The 13,088-nt window shown below is 72.1% G+C and carries 12 protein-coding genes; 2 read left to right on the forward strand and 10 right to left on the reverse strand.

Annotated elements, in window-relative coordinates:
* Nucleotides 1-19: 19 nt before the first annotated feature.
* The 9 genes from AAG689_RS24680 to AAG689_RS24720 all read right to left on the reverse strand — a co-directional run bounded on the left by AAG689_RS24680 (nt 20) and on the right by AAG689_RS24720 (nt 9,115).
* Entirely contained in the window at nt 20-1,135 is a 1,116-nt protein-coding gene (locus AAG689_RS24680) for an SDR family oxidoreductase (protein WP_406624202.1), read from the reverse strand.
* Complete coding sequence (locus tag AAG689_RS24685) at nt 1,132-2,373, reverse strand: ABC transporter substrate-binding protein (RefSeq protein ID WP_020229914.1); 1,242 nt, start codon at nt 2,371-2,373, stop codon at nt 1,132-1,134. Before AAG689_RS24685 ends, AAG689_RS24680 begins: the two co-directional genes overlap by 4 nt.
* 25 nt (nt 2,374-2,398) lie before the next feature.
* Nucleotides 2,399-3,490, reverse strand: coding sequence for a cyclase family protein (locus tag AAG689_RS24690; RefSeq protein ID WP_406624203.1), 1,092 nt, complete (start codon nt 3,488-3,490; stop codon nt 2,399-2,401).
* Between the two features lie 135 nt (nt 3,491-3,625).
* A complete protein-coding gene (locus AAG689_RS24695) occupies nt 3,626-4,612 on the reverse strand; it encodes a threonine dehydratase (protein ID WP_406624204.1) in 987 nt (328 codons plus the stop codon).
* Nucleotides 4,609-5,325, reverse strand: coding sequence for a VOC family protein (locus AAG689_RS24700; RefSeq protein WP_406624205.1), 717 nt, complete (start codon nt 5,323-5,325; stop codon nt 4,609-4,611). The genes AAG689_RS24695 and AAG689_RS24700 overlap by 4 nt, the downstream gene beginning before the upstream one ends.
* Nucleotides 5,322-6,236 carry a PhzF family phenazine biosynthesis protein gene (locus tag AAG689_RS24705; protein ID WP_406624206.1) on the reverse strand — a complete coding sequence of 305 codons (915 nt, stop codon included), beginning with the start codon at nt 6,234-6,236 and terminating at the stop codon, nt 5,322-5,324. The genes AAG689_RS24700 and AAG689_RS24705 overlap by 4 nt, the downstream gene beginning before the upstream one ends.
* A gap of 153 nt (nt 6,237-6,389) precedes the next feature.
* Nucleotides 6,390-7,571 (reverse strand): PLP-dependent aminotransferase family protein, encoded by a 1,182-nt coding sequence (locus AAG689_RS24710; RefSeq protein ID WP_406624207.1) that lies wholly within the window; start codon nt 7,569-7,571, stop codon nt 6,390-6,392.
* A 24-nt stretch (nt 7,572-7,595) separates the two neighbouring features.
* A complete protein-coding gene (locus AAG689_RS24715; protein WP_406624208.1) occupies nt 7,596-8,519 on the reverse strand; it encodes a DMT family transporter in 924 nt (307 codons plus the stop codon).
* Nucleotides 8,516-9,115, reverse strand: a complete 600-nt coding sequence (locus AAG689_RS24720; RefSeq protein ID WP_406624209.1) for a LysE family translocator — start codon at nt 9,113-9,115, stop codon at nt 8,516-8,518. The genes AAG689_RS24715 and AAG689_RS24720 overlap by 4 nt, the downstream gene beginning before the upstream one ends.
* Before the next feature lie 113 nt (nt 9,116-9,228).
* On the opposite strand from AAG689_RS24720, the gene AAG689_RS24725 reads away from it, so the two are divergent.
* Nucleotides 9,229-10,668 carry a PLP-dependent aminotransferase family protein gene (locus tag AAG689_RS24725; protein ID WP_406624210.1) on the forward strand — a complete coding sequence of 480 codons (1,440 nt, stop codon included), beginning with the start codon at nt 9,229-9,231 and terminating at the stop codon, nt 10,666-10,668.
* A 26-nt stretch (nt 10,669-10,694) separates the two neighbouring features.
* On the opposite strand, the gene AAG689_RS24730 is transcribed toward AAG689_RS24725, so the two are convergent.
* Complete coding sequence (locus tag AAG689_RS24730; RefSeq protein ID WP_406624211.1) at nt 10,695-12,149, reverse strand: nitronate monooxygenase; 1,455 nt, start codon at nt 12,147-12,149, stop codon at nt 10,695-10,697.
* 80 nt (nt 12,150-12,229) lie between these two features.
* On the opposite strand from AAG689_RS24730, the gene AAG689_RS24735 reads away from it, so the two are divergent.
* Nucleotides 12,230-13,087 carry a LysR family transcriptional regulator gene (locus AAG689_RS24735; RefSeq protein WP_406624212.1) on the forward strand — a complete coding sequence of 286 codons (858 nt, stop codon included), beginning with the start codon at nt 12,230-12,232 and terminating at the stop codon, nt 13,085-13,087.
* Nucleotide 13,088: the final 1 nt, after the last annotated feature.

The following is a 13,088-nucleotide window of genomic DNA, read 5'->3' on the forward strand; positions in this document are numbered from 1 at the left end:
TGAGCTATGGTTTTGGTAGCTACCCGGCGCGCGCCCGGGCCGCGTCCGGCAGCAGGCGGCGCTCCTGCAGCCGCCTGAACCACTTGCGGAACATGTCCTCGGTGTCGATGCAGGCGTGGAAGCCCGCCTGCCGGATCTTCACCGAGCTCATGATGACCGGCGCCAGCGGCCCTTCGCGGCCGTGGTTCATCTGGAAGTCGGCATAGGCCGCGCCCTGGCCGATGAAGGACGCGAGGTCGCGCGGCGCAGCGAGCTGGTATTTGTCCACGATGCGCTCCCACGCCGGCTGCTGCGTGGGCAGCAGCGCGGCGAGCGACTGCGGCTCGGGCGCGCCCGCGGCCATGCCCAGCGCGTCGGCGATGGCGGGCCAGACGTTCTGCCAGACGAACACGTCGCCGTTGTCCAGGTTGAAGGTCTCGCCCCGTGCGTTGGGCGATTCGGCGGCCCAGGCGCAGGCCTGGGCGATCAGGTCGGCGTCGATGGCCTGGTTCACGCGCGCCGGGCCGCCGGGGTAGGCCAGCGGCAGGCCCTGCTCGTGGCGCAGCCAAGCGTAGACGCCGATCGCGGGGATCGGGTTCATGTGGCTGCCCATGGCGTCGCCGAAGACGATGCGCGGGCGCATGATGCTGAAGTGCCACGCACCGCCCGAGCGCGCCTGCCGCTCGCGCAGGAAGTCCTCCTGCAGCCAGTAGAAGTTCTCGTGCGCGTCGCGCGGCCAGCGCTCGCGCGCGGGCACGGCGATCTGCGGGTGGATGTGCACGCCGTAGGCCTTGCCGCCCTGCATGATGGTCACGTGGCGCAGCGGGCCGCCGGGGCGGTCCAGCGGCTCGACCACGTTGCGCAGCATCGCCAGGTTGATGCGCATCTGCTCCTGGTCGCGCCAGCCGCCCACCAGGCCGCCGGGCTGCTCGTAGACGGCGGCGTAGACCACGTGGGTGATGTCGTCGCGCCCGCCCAGCGCGGCGGCGCAGGCGGCGCCGTCCTGCAGGTCGAGCTGCAGGGCTTGCGCGCCGGGCGGCGGCGCGATGGCGCGGCGCGCCACGCCGATGGCGTTCCAGCCGGGCAGGCTGGCGAAGTGGCGCAGGCAGGCCTGGCCGACGACGCCCGTGGCGCCGACGATGAGGGCCGTGCTCATTTTTTCACCAGCGGGCACTTGGACTGCGGCAGCGGCAGGAAGGCCTTGTCGCCCGGCACGGTGGCGACAAGCTTGTAGTAGTCCCACGGGTACTTGGACTCGGCCTGGGATTTGACCTCGAACAGGTACATGTCGTGCACCATGCGCCCGTCCTCGCGGATGCGGCCGTTCTTGGCGAAGAAGTCGTTGATGGGCGTGGCCTTCATCTGGGCCATGACCTTGGCGGTGTCGTCGGTCTTGGCGGCCTGCACGGCCTTGAGGTAGTGCATGGTGGACGAGTAGGCGCCCGCCTGGCTCATGTTGGGCATCTTCTTCATCTTCTCGAAGTAGCGCTTGGACCAGGCACGCGTCTCGTCGTTCATGTCCCAATAGAAGCCCTCGGTGAGCATCAGGCCCGCGGCCGTGCGCAGGCCGATGGCGTGCACGTCGTTGATGTACATGAGCAGGCCGGCCAGGGTCTGCTTGTTCTTGCCCTGGGTCAGTCCGAATTCGCGCGCGGCCTTGATGGTGTTGACCGTGTCGCCGCCCGCGTTGGCCAGGCCCACCACCTGGGCCTTGCTGCTCTGCGCGCTCAGCAGGAACGAGGCGAAGTCGGTCGCGCCGATCGGGTGCTTGGCCGCGCCCAGCACCTTGCCGCCCTGGGCCGTCACCACGGCGCTGGCCTGCTCCTGCAGGCTGTGGCCGAAGGCGTAGTCGGCGGTGACGAAGAACCAGTCCTTGCCGCCGCGCTGGGTGATGGCGCTGGCCGTCACGTTGGCCAGGGCGTAGGTGTCGTAGACGTAGTGCACGGTGCTGGGCATGCACAGGTCGTTGGTCAGGCGGTCCAGGCCCGGGCCGTTGAAGATGATGACCTTCTGCTTCTGCTTGGCGATCTCCAGTGCCGCCAGCGCAGGGGCGGAGACGGCCACGTCCATGATCGCGTCCACCTTGCCGGTGTCGAACCACTCGCGCGCCTTGCTCGACGCGATGTCGGCCTTGTTCTGGTGGTCGGCCACGATCAGCTCGATCTTCTTGCCGAGCACCTGGCCGCCGAAGTCGTCGATGGCCATCTGGATGGCGGCGGCGCTGCCCGGCCCGGTGATGTCGGCGAACGGCCCGTTCAGGTCGGTGAGGATGCCCAGGCGCACGACGTCGTCGGAGATCTGCGCGTTCTGCGCGCCGGCCGCCGTGGCCAGCAGGGCGAGGCCGGCGCACAGCGCGCGGCAGGCGCGGCGGACGGGGGTGGAAGAGGGGTGCATGGTTGTCTCCTGATAGTGGTGAGGGTCAAAGCGTGGCGATGGGGGTGACGGGCGAGCCCACGGCGCCGGGCAGGCGCAGCGGCGGGGCGGTGAGCAGGAAGCGCGTGCGGCCGCTGGCGTGCAGCCGGTCGGCCAGCTCCTTGAGGTACCAGAGCTCGCCGAGCGGCAGCCCCAGCTTGAACAGGCAGTGCTCGTGCAGCGGCAGCACGGGGTAGGGCGAGCCGTCTTCGGGCACGCGGCGGGGCGGGTGGCGCTCCACGGCGTAGTTGTCGGCGATCAGGGCGGCGATGCCGCTGTCGGTGATCCATTGCAGCAGCTTCTCGTCGCCGCCATCGAGCGCCGCGCAGCTGTGGTGCAGCCGGTGCGCGTCGGGCTGGCGCTGCATGGACAGCACCAGCTCGGCGAAGCCCGTGCGCAGCAGCAGCATGTCGCCGGGCTCCACGGTGGCGCCGCTGCGCTCCATGGCGCGCATGAGTTCGTCGTAGCCGATGTCGCGGAAGTCCATGCCGTAGGCGCGCTCCAGGTCCACGAGCACGCCGCGCCCCTGCATGCCCTTGACGGCGAGGTGCTCCACGCCCAGCGCGCGGGCCACGCTTTCATCCGGCGGGCGGCCCTCGCAGCACACGGGCTGGTAGCGCGCGGGGGCGCCGTCCTCGCCGCGCGCGGGCAGGCCGTGGTCTTGCGGGCCCAGGATGTGCTCGTGGCCGCGGTAGCCGTTGTAGTACGTGGTGTGCAGGCGGCCGTCGCCCTCCGGGTCGAACAGCGCGCCCACGTGGGCCAGCGAGTCCCACTGCGTGGAGTACTGCAGCGACAGCAGCACCTGGTCGTCGCTCACCACGTCGGTGGCGCCCGCGTACACGTGGCCCAGCGGGAAGTTCACGTAGGGCACGTCGCCGCGCCGCGTGGGGCGCAGCACGGGCGGGTGGCGGCGCGGGTTCAGGCCGTTGCCGCCGGGGTAGTCCAGCGGCAGCGACAGGCACAGGCTCACGCCTTCGCGCACTTCCCAAGCGCCCTTGCGCACCTGCTCGGGGCCGATCAGGTTGGCGCGGCCCAGTTGGTCGTCGGGCCCGAAATCGCCCCAGTTGGAACCGGCGGGGCGTTGTCTCCATCGCTGCATGCGTTTGCCTCCTGCGCCGCATGGACGTGCGGCGGCGGAGGCAATGGTGTTGGCGCGGCGCACCGCGCGTCAAACGCCGCGCGGGAAATTTTGGTCAATGAAATCGATTGCCGGGAAAACCCTGGCGCAAGCGGCTTACACGGGGGCAGGAGTTTCGCCTGCCAAAACCTGTGCGAACAGCGCGGCATCCACATTGCCGCCCGTGAGCGGCACGCCCACGCACTGCCCGCGCAGCGCGTCCTTCTCCTGCAGGGCTGCGGCGAAGGCAGCGGCCCCCGCGCCCTCGGCCACGTTGTGGGTGTCGGTGAACAGGGCGCGCATGGCGGCGGCCACCTCGTCGTCGCCCACCTGCACCAGGTGATCCAGGTGGGGCATGAGCAGCGCCAGCGCCTGCGGATCGGCCACGCGCACGGCCATGCCGTCGGCGATGCGGGTGCTGACGGGCGCGGCCACCACCTGGCCGGCGGCGAAGGAGTCGGCATAGGTGGTGGCGTGCCGGCTCACCACGCCGACCAGGCGCACGCGGTGGCCCAGCGCGCGCTTGGCGGCCACGGCCGAGCAGGCGCCCGAGCCCAGGCCGATGGGCACGTAGGCCACCTGCATGTGCGGCACCGCGCGCAGGAACTCCCACCAGTACGTGGCCACGCCGCGCAGCAGGTCGGCATGGAAGCTGGGCACCATGTGGGCGCCGCGCTCGGCGGCGAGGTGCAGGGCGTGCTCGCGCGCGGCCTGGAAATCTTCGCCGTGCTCGACGAGCTGCACGCCCAGCGCGCGCATGGCGGCGTTCTTCTCCACCGAGTTGCCGTGCGGCACGACGATGGTGCAGGCCACGCCGTGGCGGCGCGCGGCCCAGCCGATGCTCTGGCCGTGGTTGCCGCGCGTGGCGCTGATGACCTCGCGCGGCAGCGCGCCGCGCTGGGCCATCTGGCCGAAGTAGGTCAGGCCGCCGCGGATCTTGAACGCGCCCACGGGGTTGTGGTTCTCGTGCTTGACCCAGCATTCCGTGCCCAGGCGTTCGCCGAGCAGGCCCCAGCGGTACTGGGGCGTGGGCTGGAATTCCTGGTAGACGGTGCGTGCGGCGTCTTCGATGTCGGCCAGTGTGGGCAGGGAGGTGTCGGTCATGGGTGGCATTCGGTGGGATGGCTGGCGATGCACACGGGCCCCAGCGGCGTGTGCAGCGTGGCGGCCAGGCGGGGCGCGCCGGCCCAGTCCACGGGCACGTGCCGCAGCCCGGCGCTGGCGCAGGCGTCCGCCAGGGCGGCGGCCTGCGGGTGCTGCAGGCGCAGCGACTGCAACTGCACGCCGCTGTCGGGCAGGCCGTGGCAGGGGTGGCGATCGTCCCATTCGATCAGCGTGGGCAGGCAGCCGTCCATGAGCCGCTGGCCGTCCTCGCGCACGGTGATGCGCCATTCCAGCAGGCCAAGCGAGGTGGGGCGGCTGGCGGTGATGACCTCGCCGCGCTCCACGCCGCGCGCGGCCAGCACTGCATGGCAGGCGGCGATGTCTGGCACGCAGGCCACCCAGTGGATGAGCTGCGGGCCGCTGCGGGCCACCTGCGCGTGCAGGGCCGGGTCGTCCATGTCGAACCAGCGTCTCGCGCCCATGAGGCGTGCGCTGGATGCTCCTGGTTTGATAGCGATGATCTCCAGGTAGCTGCGCGGGTGCGCGGGGCTGGAGAGGTTGAGCAGCCGGTTGTGCGTGCCCATGAGCGGGTGCTCGCCGCCCTTGGCCGGGTCCACGCCCAGCGTGCGGCGGCACCAGTCGGCGCCTTCGCGCAGGTCGGCGGCCAGCACCACGAGGTGGTCGATGCCGGGGCAGCAGGATGCATCGGTCACAGCCAGACCTCCCCGTGCACGCAGGGGGCCACGTGGCCGCCCACCCACACGGTGGCGCCTTCCTGCTCCACCTGCACCAGGCCTTCCATTCCCAGGGCCACGCCCTGGCTGGCGCGGTAGGGCGCCTGGATGTGGCCTTCACCCAGCAGCCACTGCGCCAGGCTGGCGTTGAAGCTGCCGGTGATGGGGTCTTCGCGCACGGTGGCGCCGGTGCGGAAGAACACGCGCACCTCCAGGTCGGGCTGTGCTGGCGCTGTGGGCGCGGCCTGCGCGAAGGCGCGCGCCTCGCGGCTGGCGCGGCCGATCAGGGCCACGGGCGGGCGCGGGTAGAGCGCAGCCAGACCCACTTCCACCCCCAGGGCGTGCAGCGTGGCCAGATCGGGTTGCAGGGCGAGCAGGCGGTCCGGGTCGTCCAGCAGCAGGGCCCAGAAGTTGGGGCCGTTGTCGAGCTGCTGGCAGGCCCGCACGTCGCTGCGCTCCAGGCCCAGTGCGCGCAGCACGGGCGCCAGCTGCTCCTCGGTGATGGGGCGGCGCAGGCTGGGAGGGGCGGCGAAGGCCAGGGCGCCCTGCGCGTCCACGCGCAACGGCACCAGGCCCTTGGCGCATTCCTGCACCACGCGGCCGGGCTGCATCGGCTGGCCGCCCGCGGCCAGCCAGGCGTGGCAGCTGCCCAGCGTGGGGTGGCCGGCGAACGGCAGCTCGCCGCCGGGCGTGAAGATGCGCACGCGGTAGTCGGCGCCGGGCTGCGTGGGCGGCAGCAGGAAGGTGGTCTCCGACAGGTTGGTCCAGCGCGCGAAGCGCTGCATCTCGGCGTCGGCGAGGCCCTCCCCGTCCAGCACCACGGCGAGCGGGTTGCCGAGGTAGGGCGTGGGCGAGAAGACGTCGACCTGCATGAAGGGGCGTTGTTTCATTTCAATTTTCCAGAGCACTATGCATGACCCACCACCTGTGAAACTGGCGCGCCCCAAGCCAGGGCCGCCGTGCAAGGGCCGCCCCGCCGCACGGGCGGCGTCCCCCTTCCCGTAGCGCGCAGCGCGTAGAGAGAGGGGAAGCGGCGCAGCCGCTCAGGGAGTTGTTGCGCGGATAGCGGCGGCCAGCGCGGCAATGCCCGCGTCGATCTGCGCCGGGCTGGCCGTCACGAACGACAGGCGCAGCGTGCGCGTATCGGCCTCGTCGGCATAGAAGGCCGCGCCGGGCACGAAGGCCACGTTGCGCTCCACGGCTGCGGGCAGCAGGTCGATGGCGCTCATGCCCTCGGGCAGGCGCACCCACAGGAACATGCCGCCGTCGGGGCGGTTCCAGGTGACGGAGAGACCCGCCATCTCGCGCTCCAGCGCGGCCAGCATGGCGTCGCGCTGCTGCTTGTAGAGCGCGCGGATGGTGGGCACGTGGTGCTCCAGGAAGCCGCCCTTCATCACCTCGGCCACCATGCGCTGGTTGAAGCCGGGCGTGTGCAGGTCGGCGGCCTGCTTGGCCTGCAGCAGCTTGGGCAGCACCGCCTTGGGCGCGACGATGAAGCCCAGGCGCAGGCCGGGCGCCAGCACCTTGGAGAAGCTGCCCAGGTAGATGCAGCCCTCGGGGTTGCGCGCGGTGAGCGGCGCGGGCGGGGGCTGGTCGAACCAGAGTTCGCCGTAGGGGTTGTCCTCGACCAGCGGCACGCCCAGCTCGGCCGCCTTGGCCACCAGCGCGGCGCGGCGCGCGTCGCTCATGGTGCGGCCCGTGGGGTTCTGGAAGTTGGGCAGCACGTACATGAAGCGTGCCCTGTCCGCGCCCGTGCCGGCCTGGGCCGCGAAGTCCTCGACCACCACGCCCTCGTCGTCGCTCGCCACGCTCACCACGTGGGGCTCCATCGGCGTGAAGGCCTGCAGCGCGCCCAGGTAGGTGGGCGTTTCCACCAGCACGCGGCTGCCGGAATCGATGAGCACCTTGGCCACCAGGTCCAGGCCCTGCTGCGAGCCGGTGGTGATCAGCACCTGGTCGGGGTCGACCTGCCAGGGCAGGAAGTCGGCCACGGCCTGGCGCAGGGGGCCGTAGCCCTCGCTGGCCGCGTACTGCAGGGCCGAGGCGCCGTCCTGCCCCAGCACGGCGGCGCAGGCCTCGGCGAACTCGCGCACGGGGAAGGTCTTGGGCGAGGGCAGCCCGCCCGCCAGGCTGATGATGCCGGGCTTCTCGGTCACCTTGAGGATTTCGCGGATCACCGAGGGGTTCATCTTCTCGGCGCGTGCGGCCAGGGTCCAGTTCGTCATTCAGTCATCTCCATCAACAATCCACTATTTTCCGCGGGCCACGGGCATGCGCCGACCGAGGGCAACGGTGGCCAGCACCGCCAGGCCGAAGCCCACGCTCACCGCGTCCAGCGATTCGCCGAGCAGGGGCACGGCGAACAGCATGCTCATGAAGGGCTGGGCGAGCTGCACCTGGCTCACGCGCACGGTGCCGCCCAGGGCCAGGCCCCGGTACCAGGCGAAGAAGCCCAGCCACATCGAGAACACCGCCACGTAGGCGAACCCCACCCAGGCCGCCGCCGGCAGCGCCGTGCGCGGCCACGACAGCGCGCCCAGCGGCAGCGTGACAGGCAGCGACAGCACCAGCGCCCAGCAGATCACCGCGTCGGCGCGCATGCGCTGGGACAGCCGCGCGCCATAGCCGTAGCCCACGGCGGCGCATGCCACGGCCGCCATCAGCAGCAGGTCGGCCGGGTGCAGCGCCAGCCCGTCCTGGCCCGAGCGCAGCAGCGCGAAGACGACGACCAGCGCCGAGCCGAGCAGCGCACAGGCCCAGAACGCCGTGCTGGGCCGCTGGCGGTGCAGCAGCGCGCCCACGGCGGCGGTGGCCAGCGGCAGCAGGCCGATGATGACCGCTGCGTGCACCGCGCCCACGTGGCGCATGGCCACCGAGGTGAGCAGCGGGAAGCCGAACACCACGCCCAGCGCGGTGACCGCCAGCGGCCACCAGTCGGTGCGCGCGGGCAGCGGGGCGCGCTGCGTCAGCAGCAGCGCGGCCGACAGCAGCCCTGCCACGGCCGCGCGGCCCATGGCGATGAACAGGCCAGACATCAGCGGCGCCTCGGGCGTGCCCACGGCCAGCCGCGTCATGGGCAGCGTGAGGGCGAAGATGGCCACGCCCAGCAGGCCGAGCAGCAGGCCACGCGATTCCTGGGCGGAGGGTTCCGTCGCAGCGGCGCGGGCCGTCATGCGGCCACCATCCACACCGCCGTCGCCACCAGCACGGCGGCCATGGCGCGGTTGAACCACAGCAGCCGCCGGCCGTGCGCCAGCCAGTGGCGCAGCAGCGCGCCCATGGCGGCATAGGTGAGGTTGCTGGTGAAGGCGAAGGCCACCATCACCGGCACCACGATGGCAAGGCGCTGCAGGTGGTCCTCGCGCCCCACGATCCAGCCGGCCACGATGGTCAGCGCCAGCAGCCAGGCCTTGATGTTCACGAACTGCAGCGCCGCGCCTTCCCAGAAGCCCACGGACAGGCGGGCGGCGTCGGCCTCCGACAGGCGGGCCGAGCGCGCCAGCCGCAGCGCCAGCCACAGCAGGTAGCCGATGCCCACGGCCTTGATCGCCCAGCGCAGCGCGGGCACGGCCATCACCACCGCGCCCAGCCCCGCCGCGCACACCAGCAGCAGCGCGCTCCAGCCCACGGGCACAGCCACCACGAAGCGCATCGCGGCGGGCAGGCCGCGGTTGGCGGCCAGGGCCGTGGACAGCGTGGTGTTCGGGCCGGGCGTGAAGCTCATCGCGGTGGCCAGCACCAGCAGGGCGGTGAATTCAACCAGTGGCATGGGAGCGTCGGCGGTAGGGTGGAAGCCGCACTGTAGGGTGAATGCCATTACAGAACCGGTACAGTTAACCCCACACACGCACCAACTGTACAGGCCAACCCACTGACACAGCCATGCTGACCCTGACCGAACAGCTCGCCGAGCGCTTCGCCGAGCGCATCCGCACCCGCCTGCTGCCCGCCGGGGCGCGCCTGCCCTCGGTGCGCGAGTGCGCGCGCCAGCAGGGCGTGAGCCCCTACACCGTGGTGGCGGCCTACGACAAGCTGCTGGCCCAGGGGCTGGTGGAGGCGCGGCGCCAGCGCGGCTTCTATGTGCGCGACATCGTGCAAAAAACGGCTCCAGCGCAGGAGGGGCAAGCGCTGGCAGCTATGCCTTCAGGAGCAAGGGCGGCCTCGCCGCTGGGCACCATCGGCGTGCGCCTGTCGGGTTCGCGCATCAACGCCACGGCGCTGATGCGCGGCATGTTCTACCAGGCGTCGGACAAGCCCCAGCCCGGCTCGGGCGTGCTGCCCGTGGGCTGGCTGGAGGAGGCGCGCTTCCTGCCCGCCGCCGTGCGCAAGATCACCGCCAGCCCGGCGCTGCAGGGCGGCTCGCTGAGCTACGGCGAGCCCATGGGCGATGCCGGCCTGCGCGAGGCGCTGGCGCGGCGCATGGCCGACATCCGCATCTCCGCGCAGCCCGAGCAGATCATGACCACCGTGGGCGCCACGCACGCGCTGGACATCGTGAGCCGCACGCTGCTCAAGGCGGGCGACCCGGTGATGGTGGAGGAGCCCGGCTGGAGCGTGGAATTCGCGCGGCTGGACGCCCTGGGCATGCGCGTGTTGCCCGTGCCGCGCGGCCCCGAGGGGCCGGACCTCGCCGTGATGGCGCGCTACTGCGAGCTGCACGCGCCCAAGCTGTTCGTGAGCGTGAGCGTGCTGCACAACCCCACGGGCTACAGCCTGTCGCCGGCCAGCGCGCACCAGGTGTTGCAGCTCGCCCAGCGGCACAACTTCCACATCGTCGAGGACGACACCTACGGCCACATCGCGCCCGACCACGCCACGCGCCTGTCCACGCTCGACGGGCTGCGCCGCACCATCTACGTGAACGGTTTCGCCAAGATCCTCGCGCCCAACTGGCGCGTGGGCTACATGGCCGCGCCACCCGAGCTGGTCGAGCGCATGCTGGACACCAAGCTGCTGACCACCCTCACCACCCCCTCCATCCTGGAAAAGGCGCTGGCGCTGTGCATCGACCAGGGCCAGCTGCGCCGCCACGCCGAGCGCATCCGCCAGCGCGTGGCCCAGGCCCGCGCGCGCAGCGTGCAGCTCGCGCTGGAGGCGGGCTGCACCTTCGCGGCCGAGCCTGCCGGCATGTTCGGCTGGGTGGAGACGGGTGTGGACACCGACATGCTGGCCCACCGCATGCTGGACGAGGGCTACCTGATCGCTCCCGGCGCGCTGTTCCACGCCACGCGCCAGCCCTGCACGCTCATGCGCATCAACTTCGGCAACACGCAGGAGCCGGCGTTCTGGCGCTCCTGGCAGAAAGTGGTCAAAACGGGCTGAAGCGCTTGTCTGAAAAGCGCGAGCAGCTACTCTTTCCGTAGCTGCGCGTTCACCTTGTCCAGGTTCTCCTCGTGCGAGCGCAGCATCTCCTGCAGCCCGGCGCGGATGCCCGCGTCCTCCACCAGCGGCAGCAGCTCGCGCAGCTTGCGCGCCACCCAGCCCTGGCCCCGGTTGAGGAAGGCCATGCGCTCGCGCAGGTCGGCCACGGCCATGGCCTTGTCGTAGAAGTCGCCGGTGCGCGCGCTGGGCGTGCCCTGCAGCGTGCGGATGGCCTGCATCAGCAGGCCGCACCAGCGCACCTCGTCGCGGTGGATGGCGTCGATCAGCGCGCGCAGCGCCTGGTCCTGCGCCTCGGCGCTGCTGCGCAGCGTGACGCGGGCGCCGGCGCGCTCGGCCTCCAGCAGTTCGTCCAGGCGTGCGATGACCGGGGCGTTGCGCTCGCGCTCGGCATCGGCGGCGTAGCAGACGGGCGAGGCCACCGCCACCGGCGCATCGTCCAGCAGCCGTGCGTGCGCGGCCGCCTCGGCCAGGATGCGGCGCACGGTGCCGGCGGCGGGCTCCACGGCCTGGACCTGGCCCACGCCCTGCCCGGCGTAGAGCGCCATGGCCTCGAAGTCGCCGGTCATGGAGCGCAGCGGCGAATCGGTGCTGAACAGGTAGATGGGCCGGCCCTCCTCGTCGCCGACCACGGTGCGTGCGCCGGTGAAAGGGTCGCCGCGTTCGCGCCGCGTCACGCTGCTGGCCAGCACGCGCGCGGCGGCGTGGGGCGGCCAGTTGATGTGGAAATCCTCCGTCAGCACCGTGTCGCCCGCCTGGGCGGCCACCAGGCGCTGCTTGTGGAAGTCGTGGGCGAAGGATTCGTGCGTGGCGATCAGGGCCGTGCCCAGCACGGCGGCCTGCGCGCCCTGGGCCAGCACGCGCGCCACGCCGCGCCCGTCGGCCAGCCCGCCGGCTGCGGCCACGGGCACGCTCGCCACGGCGAGCACCTGGGCCAGCAGCTCGGCCAGCGGCAGGCGGCCGCGCACGTGGCCGCCCGCTTCCACGCCCTGGGCGATGAGCGCCTGCGCACCCGCCTCCTGCGCCTGCAGCGCGTCCTGCACCGTGCCCACCTGGTGCACCACGGTGATGCCCGCCGCGCGCAGCCGCGCGATCACATCCGCGTCCACGTCCCAGAACAGGCCGACGACGGGCACGTGCAGGGCGATGCACAGGTCGATCTGCCCTTGCAGCAGCGGCGCGGGCGTGGCGGCGGGGATCAGGTTCACGCCGAAAGGGGCATCGGTGCGCGCACGCACCTGGGCCACCTCGCGCTCGATCAGGGCCAGCGGCTCGCGCACCATGCCCAGGAAGCCGAAGCCGCCGGCCTCGCCGACGGCGGCGACCAGCTCGGAGCGCGACACGCCGCCCATGCCCGCGAGCAGCAGCGGGTGGCGGCAGCCGAGCAGGCGGCACAGGGGCGTGGCGGGGAGGCTGTCGTGCATGGGGCCATGATGCGGCGGCGGTTCAGTGCAGGCAAACGAAATATCATGGGATTTGCCTGCAAAAGTTTTGCATTCATCGCATGGACATCGACCTGGCGCGCACCTTCCTGGCCATTGCCGACTGCGGCAGCTTCGCCGCGGCGGCCGAGCGGCTGCACCTGACGCAGACGGCGGTGAGCGCGCGCGTGCGTTCGCTGGAGCAGCACCTGGGCCGGCCGCTTTTCGTGCGCAACAAGGCCGGGGCGCGGCTCACTCCCGCGGGCGAGCGCTTCGTGCGCCACGCCACGGGCCTGGTGCAGGGCTGGGAGCGCGCGCGCCAGCAGGTGGCGCTGCCGCCGGGGCGCGCGCACGGCATCGGCGTGGGGGCGGAGCCCAGCATCTGGCAGCCGCTGCTGTCCGACTGGCTGGTGTGGATGCACCACGTCTGCCCCGAGGTGGCGCTGCGCGCCGACGTGGAGCCGCGAGAGCGCCTGCTGGAGCGCGTGGAGGACGGCACGCTGGACCTCGCCGTGCTCTACAACCCGCCGCCGCGCCCGGGGCTGGTGTGCGAGCTGCTGCTGGAGGAAAAGCTGGTCATGGTGACCACCGCGCCCGACGGCGGGCTGGACCCGCGGCGCTACCTCTACGTGGACTGGGGGCCGAGCTTCGCGGCCAGCCACCAGGCGGCATTCGCGGAGCTGTCGAATGCGCCGGTGTCGGTGTCGCTCGGGCCGCTGGCGCTGGGCTACCTGCTGGGCGTGGGCGGCGCGGGCTATTTCCGAGCGGCCATCGTGGCGCCGCACATCGCGCGCGGGGCGCTGTTTTTGGTGCGCGGGGCGCCGCAGTTCTCGCACGCGGCCTGCGTGGTCTACGCGGCGGCGCATGGCGGCGAGGTGCTGGCCCGCGCGCGCGAGGGGCTGCGCATGGTGGCGGGGCAGGCAGCTGTTCAAAAAGAATAGC

The organism is Acidovorax sp. SDU_ACID1, assembly GCF_045291395.1.
Lineage (GTDB): Bacteria > Pseudomonadota > Gammaproteobacteria > Burkholderiales > Burkholderiaceae_C > MR-S7.